The sequence below is a fragment of the Streptococcus mitis genome, assembly GCF_946190115.1.
Lineage (GTDB): Bacteria > Bacillota > Bacilli > Lactobacillales > Streptococcaceae > Streptococcus > Streptococcus mitis_CO.
On the sequence record NZ_CAMHZG010000020.1, the window covers coordinates 1 to 21,028 of the forward strand.

The 21,028-nt window shown below is 40.9% G+C and carries 23 protein-coding genes, 9 tRNA genes and 1 pseudogene; 2 read left to right on the forward strand and 31 right to left on the reverse strand.

The window, feature by feature from the left end:
- On the reverse strand, window positions 1–96 hold a 96-nt coding region (locus N8L90_RS09650; RefSeq protein ID WP_398577022.1), incomplete at its 3' end, for a KxYKxGKxW signal peptide domain-containing protein.
- 284 nt (window positions 97–380) lie between these two features.
- Here N8L90_RS09650 and N8L90_RS08655 point away from each other — a divergent pair.
- Window positions 381–554, forward strand: a complete 174-nt coding sequence (locus N8L90_RS08655; protein ID WP_261025105.1) for a hypothetical protein — start codon at window positions 381–383, stop codon at window positions 552–554.
- On the opposite strand, the pseudogene N8L90_RS08660 reads toward N8L90_RS08655, so the two are convergent.
- The 13 genes and pseudogenes from N8L90_RS08660 to tgt all read right to left on the reverse strand — a co-directional run bounded on the left by N8L90_RS08660 (window position 551) and on the right by tgt (window position 11,054).
- Window positions 551–1,138, reverse strand: a pseudogene (locus N8L90_RS08660) (class I SAM-dependent methyltransferase). The gene N8L90_RS08655 and the pseudogene N8L90_RS08660 overlap by 4 nt on opposite strands.
- A gap of 32 nt (window positions 1,139–1,170) precedes the next feature.
- Entirely contained in the window at window positions 1,171–1,584 is a 414-nt protein-coding gene (gene comGG, locus N8L90_RS08665; RefSeq protein WP_023945686.1) for a competence type IV pilus minor pilin ComGG, read from the reverse strand.
- Complete coding sequence (comGF, locus tag N8L90_RS08670) at window positions 1,562–2,023, reverse strand: competence type IV pilus minor pilin ComGF (RefSeq protein WP_261025106.1); 462 nt, start codon at window positions 2,021–2,023, stop codon at window positions 1,562–1,564. Before comGF ends, comGG begins: the two co-directional genes overlap by 23 nt.
- Complete coding sequence (comGE, locus tag N8L90_RS08675; protein WP_173254923.1) at window positions 1,986–2,288, reverse strand: competence type IV pilus minor pilin ComGE; 303 nt, start codon at window positions 2,286–2,288, stop codon at window positions 1,986–1,988. The genes comGF and comGE overlap by 38 nt, the downstream gene beginning before the upstream one ends.
- Window positions 2,251–2,685, reverse strand: a complete 435-nt coding sequence (gene comGD, locus N8L90_RS08680) for a competence type IV pilus minor pilin ComGD (RefSeq protein ID WP_261025109.1) — start codon at window positions 2,683–2,685, stop codon at window positions 2,251–2,253. The genes comGE and comGD overlap by 38 nt, the downstream gene beginning before the upstream one ends.
- A complete protein-coding gene (gene comGC, locus N8L90_RS08685; protein ID WP_261025111.1) occupies window positions 2,648–2,971 on the reverse strand; it encodes a competence type IV pilus major pilin ComGC in 324 nt (107 codons plus the stop codon). The genes comGD and comGC overlap by 38 nt, the downstream gene beginning before the upstream one ends.
- A gap of 1 nt (window position 2,972) precedes the next feature.
- Entirely contained in the window at window positions 2,973–3,989 is a 1,017-nt protein-coding gene (gene comGB, locus N8L90_RS08690) for a competence type IV pilus assembly protein ComGB (protein ID WP_261025132.1), read from the reverse strand.
- Window positions 3,937–4,878 (reverse strand): competence type IV pilus ATPase ComGA, encoded by a 942-nt coding sequence (gene comGA / locus N8L90_RS08695; protein ID WP_261025112.1) that lies wholly within the window; start codon window positions 4,876–4,878, stop codon window positions 3,937–3,939. Before comGA ends, comGB begins: the two co-directional genes overlap by 53 nt.
- 76 nt (window positions 4,879–4,954) lie before the next feature.
- The gene (locus N8L90_RS08700; RefSeq protein ID WP_000286413.1) at window positions 4,955–5,320 is read right to left on the reverse strand and encodes a DUF1033 family protein; all 366 of its coding nucleotides are present in this window, start codon (window positions 5,318–5,320) and stop codon (window positions 4,955–4,957) included.
- Between the two features lie 149 nt (window positions 5,321–5,469).
- Complete coding sequence (locus tag N8L90_RS08705; RefSeq protein WP_049510020.1) at window positions 5,470–6,528, reverse strand: zinc-dependent alcohol dehydrogenase family protein; 1,059 nt, start codon at window positions 6,526–6,528, stop codon at window positions 5,470–5,472.
- Window positions 6,529–6,690: 162 nt separating this feature from the next.
- Window positions 6,691–7,842, reverse strand: a complete 1,152-nt coding sequence (gene nagA, locus N8L90_RS08710; protein ID WP_001134549.1) for an N-acetylglucosamine-6-phosphate deacetylase — start codon at window positions 7,840–7,842, stop codon at window positions 6,691–6,693.
- A gap of 151 nt (window positions 7,843–7,993) precedes the next feature.
- Window positions 7,994–9,811, reverse strand: coding sequence for an acyltransferase family protein (locus N8L90_RS08715; RefSeq protein ID WP_001220859.1), 1,818 nt, complete (start codon window positions 9,809–9,811; stop codon window positions 7,994–7,996).
- A 100-nt stretch (window positions 9,812–9,911) separates the two neighbouring features.
- A complete protein-coding gene (gene tgt, locus N8L90_RS08720; RefSeq protein WP_001285237.1) occupies window positions 9,912–11,054 on the reverse strand; it encodes a tRNA guanosine(34) transglycosylase Tgt in 1,143 nt (380 codons plus the stop codon).
- A 116-nt stretch (window positions 11,055–11,170) separates the two neighbouring features.
- Here tgt and N8L90_RS08725 point away from each other — a divergent pair, with 116 nt between their 5' ends.
- On the forward strand, window positions 11,171–12,028 hold the full coding sequence (locus N8L90_RS08725) for a DUF975 family protein (protein WP_261025115.1): 858 nt from the start codon (window positions 11,171–11,173) through the stop codon (window positions 12,026–12,028).
- A gap of 25 nt (window positions 12,029–12,053) precedes the next feature.
- On the opposite strand, the gene pcp is transcribed toward N8L90_RS08725, so the two are convergent.
- The 17 genes from pcp to N8L90_RS08810 form a co-directional block, all read right to left on the reverse strand.
- Window positions 12,054–12,698, reverse strand: a complete 645-nt coding sequence (gene pcp, locus N8L90_RS08730; protein ID WP_261025117.1) for a pyroglutamyl-peptidase I — start codon at window positions 12,696–12,698, stop codon at window positions 12,054–12,056.
- A 111-nt stretch (window positions 12,699–12,809) separates the two neighbouring features.
- On the reverse strand, window positions 12,810–13,172 hold the full coding sequence (locus tag N8L90_RS08735) for a DUF1304 domain-containing protein (RefSeq protein WP_261025118.1): 363 nt from the start codon (window positions 13,170–13,172) through the stop codon (window positions 12,810–12,812).
- Window positions 13,173–13,182: 10 nt separating this feature from the next.
- A complete protein-coding gene (locus tag N8L90_RS08740) occupies window positions 13,183–13,608 on the reverse strand; it encodes a MarR family winged helix-turn-helix transcriptional regulator (RefSeq protein ID WP_194250619.1) in 426 nt (141 codons plus the stop codon).
- Window positions 13,609–13,911: 303 nt separating this feature from the next.
- Window positions 13,912–15,108 carry a LysM peptidoglycan-binding domain-containing protein gene (locus N8L90_RS08745; RefSeq protein ID WP_261025122.1) on the reverse strand — a complete coding sequence of 399 codons (1,197 nt, stop codon included), beginning with the start codon at window positions 15,106–15,108 and terminating at the stop codon, window positions 13,912–13,914.
- A gap of 165 nt (window positions 15,109–15,273) precedes the next feature.
- Complete coding sequence (locus tag N8L90_RS08750) at window positions 15,274–15,894, reverse strand: HAD family hydrolase (RefSeq protein WP_261025124.1); 621 nt, start codon at window positions 15,892–15,894, stop codon at window positions 15,274–15,276.
- Window positions 15,895–15,897: 3 nt separating this feature from the next.
- Window positions 15,898–17,178 (reverse strand): MATE family efflux transporter, encoded by a 1,281-nt coding sequence (locus N8L90_RS08755; RefSeq protein ID WP_261025126.1) that lies wholly within the window; start codon window positions 17,176–17,178, stop codon window positions 15,898–15,900.
- A gap of 60 nt (window positions 17,179–17,238) precedes the next feature.
- Complete coding sequence (thrC, locus tag N8L90_RS08760; protein WP_261025128.1) at window positions 17,239–18,723, reverse strand: threonine synthase; 1,485 nt, start codon at window positions 18,721–18,723, stop codon at window positions 17,239–17,241.
- A 75-nt stretch (window positions 18,724–18,798) separates the two neighbouring features.
- Entirely contained in the window at window positions 18,799–20,076 is a 1,278-nt protein-coding gene (locus tag N8L90_RS08765) for a glutamate-cysteine ligase family protein (protein ID WP_261025130.1), read from the reverse strand.
- 107 nt (window positions 20,077–20,183) lie between these two features.
- Window positions 20,184–20,267 (reverse strand) — tRNA-Leu (locus tag N8L90_RS08770).
- 9 nt (window positions 20,268–20,276) lie between these two features.
- Window positions 20,277–20,348, reverse strand: a tRNA-Gln gene (locus N8L90_RS08775).
- Window positions 20,349–20,366: 18 nt separating this feature from the next.
- Window positions 20,367–20,439, reverse strand: a tRNA-His gene (locus N8L90_RS08780).
- A gap of 14 nt (window positions 20,440–20,453) precedes the next feature.
- Window positions 20,454–20,524, reverse strand: a tRNA-Trp gene (locus tag N8L90_RS08785).
- A gap of 3 nt (window positions 20,525–20,527) precedes the next feature.
- A tRNA-Tyr gene (locus N8L90_RS08790) sits at window positions 20,528–20,608 on the reverse strand.
- A gap of 12 nt (window positions 20,609–20,620) precedes the next feature.
- A tRNA-Phe gene (locus tag N8L90_RS08795) sits at window positions 20,621–20,693 on the reverse strand.
- A gap of 3 nt (window positions 20,694–20,696) precedes the next feature.
- A tRNA-Met gene (locus N8L90_RS08800) sits at window positions 20,697–20,770 on the reverse strand.
- A 10-nt stretch (window positions 20,771–20,780) separates the two neighbouring features.
- Window positions 20,781–20,870 (reverse strand) — tRNA-Ser (locus N8L90_RS08805).
- A gap of 82 nt (window positions 20,871–20,952) precedes the next feature.
- A tRNA-Ile gene (locus N8L90_RS08810) sits at window positions 20,953–21,026 on the reverse strand.
- Window positions 21,027–21,028 lie beyond the last annotated feature (2 nt).

A 21,028-nucleotide genomic window follows, 5' to 3' on the forward strand; every position in this document is an offset into this window, starting at 1 on the left:
CGAGGCACGCAACCAATGCTTACCTGACTTGATCAACTTGAAACGGGTCACACGATCCGTCTCTCTATATTCACCTTTTTGTCTTCTAAAAAACATATTTAACTCCTTCTTCTAAAAAGGTATTTTTCCCTAATTATATTCTACTTCTTTGAATATATTAAGTCAACTCAATATAAGCTCATTATAAAAAATTTTTATTATTCAATTCTATGTATAAGGCTATATAACATTGATATTTCCGTAAATCGAACCACGCCAAAAATAGTAATAAAATCAGCAAATTGCTTTATTTGATATATATATATTGGAGATAGTGTGTATATTTTTGGTATAAAACTAGTAAAACAGGCAAAAAACTTCAAAACTGTATACAACTCGCTATGCTCTTTCTGTTCGTAGAGCCACTATTTCGCTATCTCTTCCTCCCTCTACTAGCTCATGATAATCAGACTTTGGAATCGCTATTTGGTTCACCGGTAGCAGGTACCCACGGAGGACTTACACCTCAGATGAACATCATGACCGTCGTACCTAAAAAATCACTCCCTGACTAGGCGAGTGATTTTTGAGCTACTGTAAAAAAGAGTTCTGAGTAATTTCCTTGAAACAGGTCTTCAGCGCTATAGAGGATCTGACTATGCACAGATGAAAAACCAAACTGGGCTAGCTTGTTTTCCAGTTCAACCAATTCAAATCCATGATGGTTAGCTTCTGTCTTGGTAAAATCAGCAATGAGGAGTTGTCCATCTTCCTTCAAATGTTGATGAAACAGTGAGAGAGCCGCATTCAAATCAGGCATATGATGAAGAACACGACAAACAACAATGAGATCAAACTCTTGCTTCAAGGGATTTTTCAATAAATCTTGCTCCAAAAACTGGATATTCTTGATGTCTTGCTGCTCCGCTTTCAAACGAGCTTGCTACAGCATTTTCGCAGAAATGTCTACAAGAGTGACGAACTTGGCCTGCTTGGCTAGGGGCAAAGCTAACAGACCCGTCCCTCCACCGAAATCCAAAATTTCTTTGTCTGATAGAAGATCAATCTGTTTCTCGACTGCTTGACAAACCAAGTTTGCAAGGAAAATATTTTTAGGCGAATCGAAAGTTTCTGCTTTGTGGTTAAAATCATGTTTCATATTTTTAGTTTAGCACAAAGTAGCTTGGTTGGCTAGGAATTCTCTTTCTTTTCAGACTTCTTTTCTGATTTTTTCTTCTCCACTTTTTCGCTTGAATCGGTCGCTACCTCTTCCTTTTTATCCGTTTTCTCTTCTTTGATTTTGATTGAAGGAAACACAAACTCATATTGGCTCTTATCCGTACGAACCGTCGTCACCAAGCCAGTTTTCTTGTTTTGATAGCTTACTTGACCCAGATTAAAGGCCTGTTCCCCACTTTCTTGCTCTGCTTTATCCTTGGTTCGTTTAGCCATGGCAAAAGCAACCAATTTTTCTTTATTCAAAGCATAGTCTCGATGGTGGGCGACTTGTCGGTTCAAGTAAAATTGTAACAAAAAACTAAAGACGGCTGCTATGGTGACCGCATAGAGGAGAACACCTGCCTTAACTTTCTTCTTTTTCCACACGATAGATGAACTCCCTTTCTAAGCCTTTTTGGAACTGGAAACGAAAACGAACCAGTTGATTGTCCTCTGTAATCTGTGCGGATTTGAGGCCATAAACCATCGGCTGATAACCCCGTCCACTGGCATCTGTTTTACGAAAATCGTCTGACTTGGACTTACCGATAGCGATGTCCTTGCCATCTTGCTTCATATAAATGCGATTGCCTTCCACTTTTTCAAACTGCGAACGGTCTAATTCTGCCTCCAACTGGTCCACAAACAAGAGCCACTCCTTTTGCTCGCTTTGTTGCTGGTAGCGAACTTCTGAAATAAGGAGCTGACTCATGGCTTGAAAGAGGAGTAAGCTTCCACTGATGACAATGAGGGCAATCAGAGATTCTAACAAGGTAAAAGCCTTGACCTTATTGCTCTTTGATAGCCAACAACTGTTCTGAACCATGATAAACCTCCAATCCCTTTTCACTAGAAAACACCTGAATCTCAACTCCGTTTACGTTTACCTGATTTTGACCTGTCTGCAGTGCCATCTTAGCTACCCTCAAGACTTCTTCCTTTTGCAAGATTTTTGCTTCTTCTTGCCTATTTTTTTGAATTTGTCCCAAAAGGAGGGTCGCAATGCTGGCAAAGATAGCTAGAGCGACTACTGCTTCCAGTAAAATTACTGCCCTAATTTTTTGTTTCCTTAATGCGTTTAATTTTTCCATTTCCTAGATATAATTGATAACGAATCGCTCCTTTACTGGTCTGAAATTCAACCTTAGCCAGGGACGAATTGCCCCCAGCTCGGTCAAATGTAATACTTTGTCCCGATGGTGCTTGAATTCCTTTAGGAACTGTCAACTTTTGACTGCCATTGCTAATCGTCTGCCCATCTAAGTTCAGACTAGTCTTTTGCTGACTAGCTACACTGCGTTTTTGAGTTTCCCGATAAAGTTCTTCAAACTCCATAAAGAAAATCTGCTCCTCTACCGCTGCAAAAGTGGACTGGACTGAACCGGACAAGCCCAAGGCAAGGATACTCACAAGTCCCAAAACTAGAAGACTTTCCAGCATAGTAAAAGCCTTAATCTGCAACGGTTTGACTGATATTTTGTTTTGCATGGTATTCTTTATAAGCTTTAGCTTGCTCTTCTGTGATGCGATCATCTGCTTGTAATTTGCTTAGAGTAGCCTCTTCATTTTTATTCAAACTATAAAGCTCTGCCTGGCTTTCTACCACCTTAACAACAGCAGCTTTTCCTTTATCATTGACTGCTTCTTTTTGCTTGGTCAGATTAGGTACAAAGAGCAAGAGAAGCACACTGATGATGAGTAAGACCACCAACATCTCCACAAGTGTAAAAGCTTTAACCTTAGCTTTTTTCAAGAATGTCATCATTTTTTTCATGTTAAAAATTTACCTCCATATTTTGATACATGGGCATGAGCATTGCCGCATAAAGTAAAACGATAATCAGTGCCACAAAGATGAAAAACAGTGGCTGCACCAGATTCATGGTGCGGTTGACTCGGGTAAAAAAGGCCTCCCAAGTTTTTTCAGCATAGATTTCCAACTCACTACCCAGCTTGGACTTGACTTCCCCATACTCGATGATGAGACTCAATTCCTTCTTAAAGAAAGGATAGGTCGCTATGGTTTGAGAAAATTCGCGGCCACTTTGTAGGAATTGAGCTAGGTCTTGACCGATTTCTTTAAAGAGCTGAGAACCTTGTTCCTGCATGATTTGAAAAATCTGCGTCAACTCCAGCCCTTGAGAAATCATATTACCCCATTCACGCGCATAATAGGCTGTCAAATAGGTCTGCACAAAGATTCCAAGGAAAGGAATGCGTGCTAGGATAGAAAAGACGCGCATCTTAGAACTTCTTTTATAAAAAGTGAGTGCTAAAAGGGCAAGTATGGAAACAAACCCTACCATTCCTAGAAAAATTTGTGGCAGATTACCAATGATTTGGGTGGCAATATTGCTACTATCCAGTTGTGGTAGTAGGTAGTTCCGTAGCCCCAGCATGATTAAAAGAAGAAAACCTAGCAAAATCAAGGGATAGGTCGCTACCTCAATTAGTTTTTTCTTGACCTTGGCAAGATTGTCTAGATACTCTTCTATCTTTCCCAAACTCAGGTGAAGATTCCCATGAACTTCCGCTAGGGATAACTGAGTGACAGTAGCACTTGAAAATCCCAAACTTTCCATCATTTCTGAGAATGATTTCCCCTGAGACAAACCTGTGCGCATCTGGGTCACACACTGCTTGTCCAACAAAGCACTCCTATCTAAAAAGGAGATGGTCTCCACTAGATGAAAACCACTGGAAAAGAGATTGTTAAACAAGGTGATGATATTTTTTTGCTTAGCTGTAGCTAATTTTTTCCGTTTCAGCCTGAAGACTTGTGATATGTCCATCTTCCAGAAGCTGGTCAATCTGTTCATTCCAGCTAGTTGGCTGGTGTTCTTGATAGTCTTTGTTGGCAAAGTCAACGATTCCTCCTCCCCCAATTAATCTCTGGTAGCAGACTCCCTGCAGAACGACTGCCAATTCCTCCTCACTCACACCCAACTCCAACAGGCGCTCATAAACACCTCGAATACTCTTGGCATGAATGGTTGAAAAGACTGTCGCCCCTGTCAAACCGGCTCTGACCACTGCACGCGCCGTCTCGCTGTCTCGAATCTCTCCGATAATCAAGAGATCAGGACGATGACGCAAAGAAAGTTTGATGAGATTTTCATAGGTTAGTCCGATTGCTTCATTTAGCTGCAACTGGAGCATGTCGTCCTGCTTGATTTCGACAGGATCTTCGATAGACATGACTTGCTGTCCTTTAAAGAGGAACTTGGCCAATTCGTGCATCAAGGTTGTCTTGCCACTGCCGACTGGACCAGCAAAAAGATAGAGTCCCCGTTGCCTGTACTGCTTACCCAGTTCTCCAATATCCTGAAACCAAAAATGTAAATCTTGCTCCTCATCGTGCAACAAGCGAATGACTAAACTCTCATGTCCTCGATAATCGCCTACAGTAGATAGACGTAGAGATGCCATCTTCTGGTCATAGGCATAATCACAGGAACCAAGTTGACTACGTCGCTTTTCTCCTACATTCATACCCGCCACAAACTTAAAGTGACTGATGACTGCCGCAAATTTTTCAAAATCATAACAACCGATTTTACAGCGCTCGTCTCCTACCCTCATATGAAGCTCATAGGCGTCTAACTTGGGGACAAAATAAATGTCTTGCGCCCCTTTTTTCCGGGCCGAACGAATGATTTCTTGTGCAATTTCTTGAACCATACTTACCTCCTCACCTATACTATTCGCAAAGATTTGGAAAAATAAAAAAAGCAACTCCAAAAAAGTTACTTTTCCTCTATTTTAATTTCATACGGCAAGAACGGTGCCTTTCCTTACCTGTTTGTTTTTCATAGCCTGGACGTAATTTTTCATCTGGAATAACCTGCTCATCCTGTAAAAGAGCCAAAGAATGGTATTGTTGTAAATACTCGTCACATTCATCACACCAGCGTTGATCTTCTGGATCCCAAAAAATGGTCATCAAATCACTTCTACTTTTATAAAGAGGAGATTCTTGTTCCAATCTAAACCAGCAAGTTTTGTAGTATTTGAGAGCATCATAATACTGGTCAAATTTTCTACTTGCTACAATATCTTCTTCCCAACCTTCTAAGAACCACCAAGGCTCAAAATCTCCATACATTTCTATAACACGATACATATTCATTCATTCCTTTGTACCGTATATTATAACCAATTCCGCCAGACAAGGAAAGAAATATGCTCATTTCTTAATTTCTTGATAAAAAATCCAGCCATCTTATGATGACTGAATTTCTATTTGCTTATGTTCCAAAATGTTTTTACTACTTAAGCTTCTGAAATATCGTTTTCAATAATGACCTTAATGGCATGGTGGTCTGCTGCTTTACTGAAAACTTCATAGGCTTTTTCAATTTCACTGAGTTTGAAATAATGAGTTACCAATTTTTCTGGTTCAATCTTATGACTTTCAAGAGCTTTCAACAATTGTGGAGTTGTATTTGTAGATACCAAACCAGTTGTTACATTGATGTTGCGAATCCAAAGTTTGTCCAAATCGAATTCGACTGGTTTACCATGTACACCACAGTTGGCAACTGTTCCGTCTATACCGATAATCTTTTGACAGAAATCAAATGTTGCAGGAATACCAACAGCTTCGATAGCGACATCCACACCACGACCATCTGTCAAATCATAAATTTCTTTAATCGCTTTTTCAGGGTCTGAAGAATTAACCTTATGAGTCGCACCAAATGATACAGCAGTTTCCAAGCGGTTATCATCTAAGTCCACCATAATCAATTTAGCTGGTGAATAGAATTGAGCTGTCAAAAGAGCTGCCAATCCAACTGGTCCTGAACCAATAATGGCTACGCTGCAACCAGGTTCTACTTTCCCTTTTAAGACACCAATTTCATATCCAGTAGGTAGAATATCTGATAGCATAACCAAGGCTTCATCTGACAAGTCTTCTGGAGTATGGTAAAGAGTGTTATCTGCATGAGGGACACGTAGATATTCAGCCTGCATACCATCAATCAAGTGACCGAAAATCCAGCCCCCTTCGTCTTCACAGTGGGCATAAATTCCTTTTTTACAGTAGTAGCATTTACCACAGGCACAGACACAAGAAATCAAGACCTTGTCGCCTTTTTTGAAGTTAGAAACTCCTTCTCCAACTTCTTCAACAATCCCAATCCCTTCGTGACCAAGAATGGTACCACTTTGGCAAGCGGGAACATCCCCTTTGATAATATGGAGGTCTGTTCCACAAATAGTGGTTTTTACGATACGCACAATAGCGTCTGTTGGCTTGCGAATAACTGGTTTGTCTACATCAACAAAAGAAGCAAGTCCTGGTTTAACATAAGTATAAGCTTTCATAAAGTACTCCTCCGTTTTTTTATTTGTACTATTTATAACATAATTGTAAGCCTTTTCATTTGTTTCTTCAAGTTTTTTTGTGATTTTTTTAACTTTTTTATTTACCGGTAAAGCAATATAGATAAAAAAGCAGAAGCTAGTCTCTAACTTCTGCTTTCTCTCTTATGCTTGATAACGTTTCACACCATCTAGATAGGTTGCTACCAATTCCAAATCTTTATCTAATACGATAAAGTCCGCATCATAGCCTTCACGGATTTGGCCACAAACATCATCAATGTGAACAGATTTTGCTGGGTTAAGGCTGGCCATCATGACCGCTTCGTGTGGATTTGCAATACCCCACTCGACTACATTTCTCATACCATCTTTAAGTTTGAGGATAGAACCTGCCAAATTACCAGTAGATTTGAGACGTGCAGTTCCATTTGCTACTACAACAGGGAATTCTCCCAACATATAGTCACCGTCTTCAAGCCCACCAGCTGTCATACAGTCCGTAATAAGAGCGATGTTTTCTGTCCCCTTTTGCTTAAGTAAAATCTCACAAGCTTTTGGATCTACGTGATAACCATCACAAATCAATTCTGCGTAAGTATGTGGGAGCTCATACATAGCTCCTACCATACCTAGTTCGCGGTGTGTTAAACCACGCATCCCATTATAGGCATGTACCCATACACTAGCTCCAGCATCAACTGCCTTCTTAGCTTGTTCAAATGTCGCATCTGAGTGTCCAAGTGCAACTGTCACACCTTCACCTGTAATAGTACGTACAAAATCTTCCACCCCATCACGTTCTGGTGCAATAGCGATTTTATTTAGCATCCCTTTTGCAGCATCCTGCCAAGAATGAAACTCCTCAACACCCGGGTCTCTCATATAAGTTGGATTTTGTGCCCCCTTAAAAGTTTCTGTGAAATATGGACCTTCATAATAAATCCCACGAATCTTAGCACCTGTTGCTTCTTTATAATGGTTTCCAAGATTTTCAGTGACTGCAAGCAATTGCTCATAAGTGGCTGTTAAAGTTGTGGGCAAGAAACTGGTAACACCGGTACTAAGAAGTCCTTCACTCATAGTGTGCAATGTACCTTCAATGTTGTTGTCCATCACATCTACACCTGCATATCCATGAATATGAGTATCCACAAGACCTGGTGCAATGCTATAACCAGTATAGTCAAGAACCTCTGCTCCTTCAGGAATTTGATCCACATGTTTCCCAAATTTGCCATCAACAAGTTCTAAGTACCCACCACGACGAATGCCAAATGGATAGAAAAACTGATCCGCTTTAACGTAATTAGGCATAATAATGACCTCCTTAAAAGATTACTTTTGATATTTATTATGTCAATTACATTATAAACCTTTCTGATTCATTTGTAAATGGTATAGACCTATTTTCTAGAGATATTTTAAAAGAGCTGGATTTCTCCAACTCTTCTCTTTTTAATACAAGTTATTTTGATTTGACTGGCTTGTCTTGAGCTGTTTGCAAGGCTGTAGCAATGGTCTCTGCATACAATTTTGCTCCGGCTTCAATCTTACTATTGTCACTTCCGAAATGGACTTGGTCTGTTCCTGTCCAGATCTCTGGATGTTCCTTAGCAACTTGATTCCAATCAGCAATGGTGATATAAGGAGTCTTCTCTGCCAATTCTCTCATATAGGCAGCAGCCTTCTCAACGATGGCATAGGTCTCTTTTGTTTTATCTCCCTCATAAGGAGTCACCAAAACCATATGGTGGCCCTTAGGAAGATTTTTTACGATACTGTCCCAATCTTCCTTGTAATTTTCAGGATTATTTACCCCTGTTGCAATGACCACCATCTTAGGTAAAAATTTATTCTGGCTATTATTTAGCATGATTTCATCAGCAGTCTTGGTTGTTCTGCTGACCTGCGCGTTAATCTGTGCTCCAGGAAGGGCTGTCTGCAGGGCTGTATTAGCTCTTAGAGCCACTGAGTCACCAATTAACATAGTACCATCAGCAATTCCCAAACTGTTTGCATCTGCCCGTTCTGTCATCACCTTGGTTTGGTTAATATTTGTTGCAGCTTGCTTCAAACCATTGACAGTTAAGTCTGTCTCAAAAGCTCCCACTTGTGGTGCCAACAAAGTCACTAAGAGGACAATGAAGGCCAAGATTCCTGTACTTGTTGCAAGAATTGCGTGAATATAAGGCAGGGGACGAAGAGTTTGTAAAACAGGTGTATTCTTGCCTACAATCCACGGCTCCAATACATAAAATGAAAGACTGGCAAATCCATAAGAACAAATCAGAGTCAGTAACACAGCAAGAAGATTTGAGGTCAACTGTGAGAAAATGATGTAGAAAGGCCAATGGAAAAGATAAACCGCATAGCTAGTATCCGCTAAAAAGCTAATTATCTTTGGCTCCTGTACGTTAGGAGTCTTTTCATGTAAGACACGCGCTGCCAATATCATAGTAAGAGCTGCAAGACTGGCAAGCAAGAAGCCTATAAGATAGGCAAAGAGATAGGTAAATTTGACAAAGAAGGTCAAAATGAGTAAGAAGCCAAAACCGCCTCCAAAAACCAACAGGGTCTTTCGTAAATCCCAGATTTTATTCAACTGCTTGACGAGGGAAGTCGTCTGACGAACGCCTACAATCGTTGCTAGGATACTTCCCAAAAAGAATGGATAGACATGAGTTAAACTGGAGAAGTAAACAGAGGAATAAGAGGTTACTAGAAAACTACCAATAAACATGGAGAAAAAGCTGATCAAGAAGGCAGTGGCAGATAAAAGAAAGATCATCCCCTTCAACTGACCATTTGATTTAGCCTGTTTAGATAAGAACCAAACTGCCAATCCCCAAAGAATATAGTAGTGAACCTCAACGGCCAAGCTCCAATTATGAACAAACAAATGAGGAATGAACTGTGATTCATAACTCCCACCTGTTAGAAGTTCATAGAAGTTGGTCATGAAACCTAAAACACCCGCAATCTGACCCCCAATTCCAGCCACATAATCTTGGCGAACTAGAAAGGTAAAAGGCATGGTTACCAAGACCATCAAAACCACAGGTGGCACAATCCGATAAAAACGTCTCCTAAAAAATCCTATCAAATCAATTTCATGATTTTTAGAAAATTCTTCGATGAGTAGAGCTGTAATCAGGAAACCTGAAAATGTGAAAAAAACATCTACCCCGAAAAATCCTCCAGGAAAGATGGTCTGAAAGAAGTGATACAAGAGTACAAAAAGTAAACCTGTAATCCTAATCAAGGAAAACCATTTAATGCGCATACGAGTTTATTCTTCCTTTCATTGTACACTTTATTCTATCAAAAAAAGAAGAAAAATCCTAAGAGAAAACTTAGGATTTTTAGCTTATATCAATTCCATTTTAGAAATTACGCCCTGATTTATTATAGCCATATTTTTCCACAAAATACTCACGGAATTCCAAAAGATTGTCATCCATGATGGCTTGTCGCACTTGCTTCATCAGGTTAAGCAAGAAGTAAAGATTGTGGTAGCTAGTCAAGCGGATACCAAAGGTTTCATCGGCCTTGAGCAGGTGACGAAGGTAGGCGCGTGTGTAGTTCTTACATGTGTAGCAATCACATTCAGGATCCAGTGGTGTAAAGTCCTCAGCAAACTGAGCATTTTTGACAACCAAACGACCTTGACTGGTCATACAAGTCCCATTACGAGCGATACGAGTCGGCAAGACACAGTCAAACATATCCACCCCACGAATCACCCCATCAATCAAGCTGTCTGGCGCTCCCACACCCATCAAATAGCGAGGTTTATTTTCAGGTAGCAGTTGAGTTGTAAAGTCCAAGACCGCATTCATCTCTTCGTGGGTTTCTCCCACCGCCAAACCACCGATAGAGTAGCCTGGGAAGTCCATGCTGACAAGGTCATGAGCCGATTGGCGACGAAGGTCTTCAAATCCTGCCCCTTGCACAATTCCAAATAACCCTTGGTCATGCGGACGACGATGAGCCTTCAAACCACGCTCAGCCCAACGACTGGTACGCTCGATTGATTTCTTAACATAGTCGTATGGTTGATAAAACTGAGGACATTCGTCAAAGGACATCATAATATCTGAGCCTAGATTGTTCTGAATAGAGATAGCTTTTTCCGGTGATAGAAACATCTTAGAACCATTGAGATGGTTTTTAAAAGTTACACCTTCTTCTGTGATATTACGGCTATCTGCTAAGGAATAAACCTGAAAACCACCACTATCTGTCAAAATAGGCTGGTCCCAATTCATGAACTTATGGAGACCGCCTGCGCGTGCAATGAGTTCATCTCCAGGACGAAGCCAGAGATGATAGGTGTTTGACAGGATAATTCCCGAACCCATCTCCTTCAATTCTTCAGGCGACTGAGTTTTGACAGTGGCTTGAGTTCCAACTGGCATAAACATAGGTGTTGGGAAGGTGCCGTGGGGAGTGATGATTTCCCCCAGACGAGCTCCTGTGTGTTTTTCTTTCTTAATCAAACGATATTTGATTGGTGAATCTGACATTTTTTACCTCCGAAGCTGGGAAAGACAGTCCCAGTTCATACTTTGTGCCCAAGGGCATACTGTATGATTTTATCAAAAAAAGCCGGAACTGTCACGAACTATGGTATAATGAGAGAATGAAATACCCAAAAATTGATTTAAAAACCGTTCGTCTGCAGTCCAGACAATTTCAGGCTGAAAATCCCCGCCTCTTTCTCGTCTATCTCTTACCTAGCATACTGCTCATCTTGTCTGGCTTCCTCAATCCCTTAGAGCGCATCAACGAGAGTGTTTTAGAACAACCCTTTTTAATCGTGTTTGGCCATGTATTCCAAGCCTATCTTTTTCCACTATTAGTCTCCTTTATCGGAGCTATTCTTCTAACCAGTTCAGTCTATACAACCCTAAAACTCATCAAGAATCCAGATACAGAACTATCCGTCAAAAATAGTCTTACTCTCTTTAACGAAGTACACTTTTCACAAACCTTTTTGACTCTACTCCTCAAACGCTTCTATCTCTTTTTATGGAGCATTCCTAGTTTACTCGGGATTTACTTCCTCTTTTACAGTAGCTTTCTAGCAAAGAAATTCGTTGTCCTTCACCCTGAGTTTCCCAATCTGGATCTCACGTCAATTGAAACCGAGCGTTTCCTCATGACCTTTGGTCTTTACTTTCTAGCAAGTATCCTCTTGATGATTGTCGGAAATAGTCTCTATATCCCACAATATTATGCCTATTCGCAGGTAGAATTTCTCCTCTGTGACACCCTAGACTTAGGACAGGCCAAACCAGGACAAATCCTTAAAACCAGCCGTTTCCTGATGAAAGGCTACAAATTTCAGCGTTTCGTCCTAGACTTACAACTCCTTCCTTGGTACTTCCTCAATTGGATTACCTTTGGGATTGCTAGTTTCTCACTCCTACCCTACATTCAAATCAATAAAATAATTTTTTACCGAGCAGTATTAGCTCGAAAACGTCCAAAAGCTTGAAGGTGACCCCTCAAGCTTTTTTCTATCAATGAGTTTCTCCCCCTACCAACTTGAGGTCCCGATCTCCATGTTCTATAATGGCCCCGATTGCTGCTTCTATACCTCGCCTAATGTCCACTAAACTCATAGCTGGGGTAGTCGGTCGATTCACCACCTGTTCCATCATATAAGGAATATGCATAAAACCTGCCTTGACATGGGGAAATTTCTTTTCTACCAAATAGAGGACCTGATACATCAAATGATTGCAGACAAAAGTCCCTGCCGTATTGGAAACAGAGGCCGGCAAGCCCTCTTTTTTTATAGCTTGAACCATCGCTTTAATCGGCAGACTACTAAAGTAGGCCGGAGCACCGTCTGGGCGAATGGGAAGGTCAATCGGTTGATTACCTTCGTTATCAGGAATGCGTGCATCGTCTTGATTAATGGCTACTCGCTCAGGTGTCAAGCTGGTTCTTCCACCTGCTTGGCCGATACAAAGGACAAAGTCAGGTTGATAACGGTTCATCTCTTCTTCCAATACTTGAGCCGATTTGTAAAAGACTGTTGGCACTTCTAGCCAACGAACCTCAGCACCATGGATTTCAGCTGGTAAACCTTTAATAGCCTCCAAGGCTGGATTGACCTTTTCCCCTCCAAAGGGCTCAAAACCTGTCACTAATATTTTCATTTCTAACTCCTCAAAACAAATTCAATGAGACTTTTTCTTAAAAATAAGTATAACATATTTCCCTTATTCTGGAGTGAAAAGGACTAGAGAGGCTAGAATTGATTTTTGAGTTTATTTAATGAATAAAATACTAATCAAGGCCAAAATAGCTGGTCCACCTTGCTTCAAAATAATTTTCTTATCCGCTGTGAGAGAGCCATAAGTCGCAGCACCAATCACAAACAAGACAAAAATAGTCACAATTTCTAAATTCTGTGAGAAATAAATCCCATACAAGAGAAAGACTCCTAGCAAACCGTTATAAATCCCTTGATTTTTAAACAGTGAACTTACCGACGGACGAGCCAGTTCTTCCTTGTCCATGTTAAAAACACGACTAGTTACTTCAGATTGTGTTGCAACACTTTCCAAGTAAAAAATGTAAAAATGTTCCAAAGCAACAATCGTTGCTAAAATGATTGTCATAATTGACACCTATTTCTCCTTAAATTTCTATATTTTCAATGCCCAAAACCAATTTATTTACTAAACGGCTGAGTTCTGTTCTTTCAGACTCTGTTAAGATACTTTCCATCTCTTCCTTAACCTTGATATGTTTCAGAGGAGGATTCACCACTAACTGCTCCTTGGCATACTTCGTAGCCTCTACCAACACTTCCCGCTGATTTTCAGGATTGCGATGACGCTCCACCAAACCTTCCATTTCTAAAATCTTGAAATGTCGTGTCAAAGCGGCCTGATCAATCTTCAAACGCTCCTGAACCGCTATTTGATTACAAGGGGAATGCTTCAGCAAAAATAATAAAATCTGATACCGTGTCAAACTAATCCCAAGCCTTTTTTCAAACAATTGCGTACTCGCTTGCTCAGACAAGCGGAGTTGATACAGTAAATCTTGAATCTCTATCATTTCTTTCTCCTTTTACTTGATTTATCAATAGTTGACTAATCAAGTAAAATGCAAAGTAAAATAGATTGCAAGAATGTTGCTTGAATCATTACAAGATGCTAGTTTTCCATTCATATTGATACTCAATAAAAATCAAAGAGCAAGCTAGGAAGCTAGCCGCAGGCTCTACTTGAGTACGGCAAGGCGAAACTGACGTGGTTTGAAGAGATTTTCGAAGAGTATGACAAAGAAAAAACGAACGAGAATCGCTCTCTATCACGAAAGCTAGATCTCATTCGCCAAAATGATATTACAAAGTCTGGTTTATCCATTCATTGAAACGTGAACGTGATCATAGTGATTTTCTGTCACGCTACCACGGTCTGGCATTGGGTTCCAAGTATTAGCTGGTCCATATTTGCTATCGAATGGAGCATAGAAACGTTGTTTCCAGATGATGTAACTAATTCCACGGCTGGCCATGTTTTGAATAGCGTATTCCGCAACCTTATCCCCTAGTTCTGAGCTTTCTGGTACCATAAAGTCGATAGCCAAACCTTTTCCGTGATCTCCACTGTCTCCTGGACGGTAACCACTAAAGGATGTGATGCCAAACAAGTTGGCGATTTCTTCTTTAAAGGCAGCTGTTTGTGGTTGAAGGCCTGCATTTTCAGATTTCGCTACTGCCAATCCAGCATAATCGGGCGCAGCTGGAGCCGTGTAAGTTGTTGAAACTGTTGTCGCCTCTTCTGGTTGATAAGTAGAAACTGCTGTTGTAGCTTCATTTGATGAGGCTTCTTTTGCTTCTTCTGAACTTGTTGCAGTTGTTTCTGTTGTTTTTTCTTCTACTGGAGTTGTAGTTGTTTCCACTGTTGAAGCAGCTTGAGGGCTGGCTTGTGTTTCCTGCTTCTCAGCTGAAGTCGTTGCCTGAAGAGCTGCTTCTGCACTACTTGTTTCGGCTGTTTGCTCCTCTGACGTTGAAGTATTTGTAGATGGTGCTACTTCTTCTGCAGTAGCAACTTTCTCTGCAACTTCTGAACTTGATTCCACTTCTTTTATACTTGTAGTTTCTACTGCTTTTGGAGCTTCTGCAATTGGTTGAGAAAGGTCTGCAACCTGAACAGTTTGATCATCAACCGTCACTTGATTGGTTGTCAAATCTGCTGTCGCAGTTGTCACTTCTTCACTAGAGTCTGCTTGAGGAGTTTGAATTTCAACTTCTGTTACTTCTTCAGCTTCATTGACAGTCGTTGTCAAAACAGTTTCTGGAAAAATCAAGTCCATATTCGTGATTTTATTCAAATTCGCAAGAACTGTGACATCTACACCCAAGGCTTCTGCAATGGTGCTCAAGGTATCACCATACTGAACGGTATAACTTGTTTTGTTATCCGTTTTAGTCAAATCATTTTGGATTTGCTCAACACTACGTGCAGTCCAAAGAACTTCTTCTGCTTGAGTTGCCAAGACTGGGGCAAATGACAAGGCTACTGTTGAGGCTAATAATATTCTTTTCTTCATTCTTTCAAATTCCTTTCAAATGAGTACCTGTCTATGATAACACAAAAAATGCTGAAAAAAAGCTCTCTCGGGCCTATTTAATAGAACTGTCTATTCCTTGTAACAAACTCAGTTACTTGAAATAGTTTGTTAGGTCTCTGTCACAAAACTGACACAATCTTTTTATCACTTAACCTTAAAAATAAGAGGAATATCTGCTAACGCTTGAATCCTGTAATTACCTTCATAAGACGACTCTAAAAAGTTGATGCTTTGAATCCCACTATTCTGGGCAAATTCCACATCCAGAGTCCGATCCCCTATATAATAGGTTTTCTCAGGATCCAACTGATATTTATCTATCAGATAGGTAGCCGCTTCTGGACTTGGCTTCCGCTCAAAACCACTCTGACTGGTTAAAATCTCTGTAAAATAGGATTCCAAACCCAAGTCTCTGAGAATGGTAAGAGCATTGTCTCCCTTATGAGTGTAAACAAACTGCTGAATTCCTGCTTGGTCTACCCAAGCTAGCACCTCACGCGCACCTGGCATCAAAACTACCTGAGCATTCTTCTCAGCCAGACTCTGGGCACGCACCTGATTTAGCACTTCCACATCCAGTTTTCTCTCTTCCGCCACCTGCACAAGTAAATCCTGCACAGAAAACTTGAGGATAAACTCTCTCACCTGCTCCTTATCATAAGGAATAGCAAACTGACCAAAAGTCTCCTCAATCCCTGACAAAATCGCTTCGTAAGAGTCCAATAAAGTCCCGTCTAAATCCCAAATAAAAGCTGTTTTTTGCATTTCCTATCCTTTCAAGCTCATATAGCGCTGGTAACGATAGCGTAGAAATAACCAGCGAAAACCATTATCCAAAAGGGTTCCAGCCCAAATACCAGGCAAGCCCCAACCAAGCACAATCCCCATCAGGTATCCTGTTCCAATGCGGATACACCACATTCCTATACTTGTCGCATAAAAGGGAAGCCGAGCATTGCCCAAACCTTGCCAGACTGCTGTATAGATGACTGTTCCTATCGTCATAGGAGTACCAAGTAGTGAAAACAGTGTCACTAGAACACTAGCCTCAACCGCTAGAGGATCAGTCGTATAGAGATGAGTTAGTGGTACACCCAAGGCATAGATACTGAAGGTCAAGGGTAACATGAGGACCAGAGAAAGCCAAAAGACTTGTTTACTCAAACTTGCGACTCTTTTCCGATCATCCTCTCCAACCGCTCGAGCCACCAGCATGACCGTTGCCGTAGCGACGCCAAAGGCAGGCATGTAGTTAAACTGGGTCAAGACTTCTCCGACCGCATTTCCCGCCACTGCCTCCGTTCCAAAAGAAACGACCAAGGCAATGATAACGACATCACCAGCCCGCATCATAAGCCGCTCTCCAGCTGCTGGCAAAGCTAAGATCAATAGTTCCTTATCTAAACCAAAAGTCGGTTTCTCAAAAGGCAGCTTTAATTGCGACCATAAAATCACAAGACCAACCAAACGAGACAGAATAGTCCCCCAAGCAACACCAGCTATCCCCATATCCAGAACAAAAATAGCTAGACTGGAAAAGAGAATATTCAAAGCATTTGACAAGAGACTAACATAAAGAGGCAAACGTGGATTATGCGTTGCACGAATCAAGGCTCCCAGACTAGTCATTAAACCTAAGAGAACAATCGATCCGCCTACCAAAGATAGATAGAGTCCACCACTCTCAGCTACATCCCTCTCCGTCCCCAAAAGTCCTATTATCTCTTTCCCAGCGAAGATGGACAAAAATCCTAAAAGGAAACTTAATAGTAAGGTAATCTTCAAGGCCTCAGTCACATGATATGCTAGCATAGATTGATCCTTCTGCCCCAAACTTTTTGAAATAACACTGGAAATAGCAGCTCCCAGAGCGATGAAAATCGCCTGGTAAATCGTGATAATATTGCCAGCTACTGATACACCCGAAATGGCTATCAAGCCCAAATGGGCTACCAAGTAACTGTCCACCATTCCCATGAACATCTGCAAAAAGTTTTCGCCCATAGCTGGCAAAGCAATATTAAGAATGTCTTTATTTTTCTTAAACAATCCTTCCTCCTGATGAAAAGAAACTCAGTTGGTTTCCCAACCGAGTTTACTCCTTCCGTCTTAAAGTCCTAAATAAGCCTCAACCGCTGCTTGCATATCCGCAGCCGCCACAGTTGTCTTGTGACGAACTGGCGCTGTTTCAAGGCCATCAACTGCTGATGGCACAGCCACTCCTGAGATTTCATGCAATTGAGCCAAAGCTTCAAAGTCAGTTAAGCCTGCTTTCCCTGTTACTGCTTCGACTGCAACCACTGGGAACTTGTAAGGACTAGCTGTTGAAGCAATCACTGTCTTAGTAACATCGTCAGTAGCCACTTGGTATTTCTTATAAACTGCCGAGGCAACCGCCGTATGTGGATCCTCGATATAAGAATCTGACTCATAAACACGCTTGATTTCTGCCGCTGTTTCTTCCTCAGTCGCATATTCAGCTGCAAAGAGGTTAAGAATCTCTGCATCAAAGTCTGTCAACTCATATTGTCCTTGCTTGTTCAAGGCATTCATGAGTTCAGCTGTTTTAACCGCATCATTACCCAAAAGATGGAAAATCAAACGCTCCAAGTTTGAAGATACCAAGATATCCATAGATGGACTAGTTGTTACCTTAAACTCACGCTTCTTGTCGTAAACACGTGTCTTGAAGAAGTCTGTCAAAACATTGTTGTCATTTGAAGCACAGATCAATTTACCAACTGGCAAACCGATTTGTTTGGCATAAAAGGCAGCCAAGATATTTCCAAAGTTTCCTGTTGGTACTGTGAAGTTGACCTTATCACCAGCCACAATCTCACCAGTCTTAACCAACTGAGCATAGGCATAAACATAATAAACAATCTGTGGCACCAAACGACCGATATTCATAGAGTTGGCTGATGAAAATTGCAGTTTATTGGTAGCCAACTTTTCACGAAGGGCTACATCGTTAAACATATGTTTGACGTTAGTTTGCGCATCATCAAAGTTACCATCAATAGCGATAACATGAGTATTGTCGCCAGTCTGAGTGGTCATTTGCAACTCTTGTACCTTGCTGACACCATCCTTTGGATAAAAGACGATAATCTCAGTACCAGGAACATCCGCAAACCCTGCCATAGCAGCTTTCCCAGTATCCCCAGATGTCGCTGTTAAAATGACAATCTTGTTCTCCAAACCATGCTTCTTAGCAGCTGTTGTCATAAAGTATGGCAAAATAGACAAGGCCATATCCTTAAAGGCAATCGTTGAACCATGGAAGAGTTCCAGGTTGTATCGCCCGTCTAATTTCACTAATGGTGCAATAGCTGGATTATCAAACTTGCTATCGTAGGCATTGTTGATACAGTAGTCCAACTCTTCAGCTGTAAAGTCATCTAAAAATGCTGACAAAACAAGCTTAGCAACTTCCTGATAAGAAGCATCTTTCAATTTGTCAAAGTCCAAATCTACCTTTGGATAAGTAAGCGGTGTAAACAAACCACCATCCGTTGCCAAACCTTGCAAAATTGCTTGGCTAGCAGTTACTGTATTGTTGGCATCACGCGTTGATTGATAAACTAATGTCATTACTCTCTATCCTTTATCTATAGTCTCTTCCATTATATCATGATTTTTCAGAAAATTCTCCTTTTACAAGAGAAATTATAGGCTCAATTCTTCTTTCAAAGGCTGTAAGTAGGTCATTTCTTGCTTATTTCTCATCTCCAGTCCTTCCTCGGCTAGCAGGAGTAAGTCTTTGGAAATTTCAATAATCGCAGTTTCTTCCTCATCTGTAAGCTTCTTCTTAGAAAATTGTCGTCTTAAAAACTTATAATTTTTCCCAAATTCTTTAAAGAAAGGTGCTGCTTCTAAGTAAGCTTCTAACTTATCTAAATTAACCAACAATCCTAAGTGAAAAGCTGCTGAAGCGAAGGTTCTATCTAGAGGTTGAGTACACACACTACGAAACTCAACTGTTCCGCGAGTCGTTAAGTCTTGGTACTGATAACTACGATGGGTTTCAAAATCCTTCTCTTGAGGATAAATAATAATCTCATCCCCATTAAGTGCATATGCTTGGATTTCAGGTGTAGCCAAATAGTCCCTAGCCTGAATCGGATAAAAGTAATAGGTTTGTCCATCACGTTCCGCAGTAAAAATTGCAGAATGATCTAGATAATCAAAAAAAACATCCTCATCTTTAAAGAGTCTTGCATTGACCCCGACGTTTTCTGGATAGATACCATGCATCGATTCTTCCCAGAAAATATCCCTTGAAATTTTCGTATCCCAATCCGCACCTGTAAACTCAGAGTTTGCAAATAAATAAGCCTTAGCCCCTTCAATTTGGGTAAAAGCATTAATCACCCGTAAGTAGTTAGACTTTGAAACATCCAACTGAACCTGACTCCCACAAATAAACGCTCCGTATTCAGGGAAATGATGTAAATCTGATTTAGTAACATTTCTACTCAAATTCAAATAATCCATCAACATCTGATAGCGTGGATAAGCCACTGGACAATTCTCATTTTTATCCCAGTCAGGATGAATACCACAGCCAACAATAGCATGATTTGATTCAGCTAACTTTTTCTGAATCACTACCATATAATTGTTAAAACGATTTTCGACCTCTTGAATTGTTTCAGCCTTACCAAATGCAAACTCAATGGTTGTATAGGAAACTTCAAATAAAATAGCATCCTGACTTATCGGATTCACTAACTGGATAGGATTACCAAAATCATCTACCTTTTCTACAGTTAAATCAAAATAAGAAACTAAGTATCGGAATAAGTACTTGATAACTTCAATATCTGTAGCATCCCCTTCCAAGTTTACAACAGGATATTCCAACTCAACTCCAATAAACAATTTAGGATTTTTTTTAATATTTTTCAAATACCGATGTTTTAATAAATCGATAGAACGAGACATACTTCCCTACACTTTCATAATCTAAATAAAATTTGAATAACTATCATTATACCAAAAATAATATAAAAAAGGAACGAAGATTTACAACGTTCCTTAACTCTATACTATACCGGCGGCCGGGGTCGAACCGGCACGTCCTTGCGGACACTGGATTTTGAGTCCAGCGCGTCTGCCAATTCCGCCACGCCGGCAAATAGTAACTGGGGTAGCTGGATTCGAACCAACGCATGAGGGAGTCAAAGTCCCTTGCCTTACCGCTTGGCTATACCCCAATAATATAAAATAAAATAGGCGAGTGATGGGGATCGAACCCACGCATGCCAGAGCCACAATCTGGTGTGTTAACCACTTCACCACACCCGCCATAATTCTATTAACACGGGCAGTAGGAATTGAACCCACACTGAAGGTTTTGGAGACCTTAGTTCTACCTTTAAACTATGCCCGTAAATGGAAGGGGAGGGATTCGAACCCCCGAACCCGAAGGAGCGGATTTACAGTCCGCCGCGTTTAGCCTCTTCGCTACCCTTCCAAAATATATAAATGGCGCGAGACGGAATCGAACCGCCGACACATGGAGCTTCAATCCATTGCTCTACCAACTGAGCTACCGAGCCTTATTGCGGGAGCAGGATTTGAACCTACGACCTTCGGGTTATGAGCCCGACGAGCTACCTAGCTGCTCCATCCCGCGTTAATACAAAAGGAGGATGTGGGATTCGAACCCACGCACGCTTTTACACGCCTGACGGTTTTCAAGACCGTTCCCTTCAGCCGGACTTGGGTAATCCTCCAAAATAGTTTATACGGGAACAAACCCGTGTCCTCTTAGTGAAAAGATAATATTTCAATTCTCTAGTAATGGACTAAACACTATGGGCACGAGTGGACTCGAACCACCGACCTCACGCTTATCAGGCGTGCGCTCTAACCACCTGAGCTACGCGCCCAA

Coding starts and splice junctions, on each gene's coding strand:
- tgt (WP_001285237.1), bottom strand. CDS start 11,054: ATGTCAGATTCACCAATCAAATATCGTTTGATTAAGAAAGAAAAACAC.
- N8L90_RS08750 (WP_261025124.1), bottom strand. CDS start 15,894: ATGCAAAAAACAGCTTTTATTTGGGATTTAGACGGGACTTTATTGGAC.
- comGF (WP_261025106.1), bottom strand. CDS start 2,023: ATGGTTCAGAACAGTTGTTGGCTATCAAAGAGCAATAAGGTCAAGGCT.
- comGB (WP_261025132.1), bottom strand. CDS start 3,989: ATGGACATATCACAAGTCTTCAGGCTGAAACGGAAAAAATTAGCTACA.
- N8L90_RS08740 (WP_194250619.1), bottom strand. CDS start 13,608: ATGATAGAGATTCAAGATTTACTGTATCAACTCCGCTTGTCTGAGCAA.
- N8L90_RS08745 (WP_261025122.1), bottom strand. CDS start 15,108: ATGAAGAAAAGAATATTATTAGCCTCAACAGTAGCCTTGTCATTTGCC.
- comGC (WP_261025111.1), bottom strand. CDS start 2,971: ATGAAAAAAATGATGACATTCTTGAAAAAAGCTAAGGTTAAAGCTTTT.
- comGA (WP_261025112.1), bottom strand. CDS start 4,878: ATGGTTCAAGAAATTGCACAAGAAATCATTCGTTCGGCCCGGAAAAAA.
- N8L90_RS08725 (WP_261025115.1), top strand. CDS start 11,171: ATGAAATACCCAAAAATTGATTTAAAAACCGTTCGTCTGCAGTCCAGA.
- N8L90_RS08715 (WP_001220859.1), bottom strand. CDS start 9,811: ATGCGCATTAAATGGTTTTCCTTGATTAGGATTACAGGTTTACTTTTT.
- comGD (WP_261025109.1), bottom strand. CDS start 2,685: ATGCAAAACAAAATATCAGTCAAACCGTTGCAGATTAAGGCTTTTACT.
- comGE (WP_173254923.1), bottom strand. CDS start 2,288: ATGGAAAAATTAAACGCATTAAGGAAACAAAAAATTAGGGCAGTAATT.
- N8L90_RS08655 (WP_261025105.1), top strand. CDS start 381: ATGCTCTTTCTGTTCGTAGAGCCACTATTTCGCTATCTCTTCCTCCCT.
- N8L90_RS08700 (WP_000286413.1), bottom strand. CDS start 5,320: ATGTATCGTGTTATAGAAATGTATGGAGATTTTGAGCCTTGGTGGTTC.
- pcp (WP_261025117.1), bottom strand. CDS start 12,698: ATGAAAATATTAGTGACAGGTTTTGAGCCCTTTGGAGGGGAAAAGGTC.
- thrC (WP_261025128.1), bottom strand. CDS start 18,723: ATGACATTAGTTTATCAATCAACGCGTGATGCCAACAATACAGTAACT.
- nagA (WP_001134549.1), bottom strand. CDS start 7,842: ATGCCTAATTACGTTAAAGCGGATCAGTTTTTCTATCCATTTGGCATT.
- N8L90_RS08765 (WP_261025130.1), bottom strand. CDS start 20,076: ATGTCTCGTTCTATCGATTTATTAAAACATCGGTATTTGAAAAATATT.
- N8L90_RS08705 (WP_049510020.1), bottom strand. CDS start 6,528: ATGAAAGCTTATACTTATGTTAAACCAGGACTTGCTTCTTTTGTTGAT.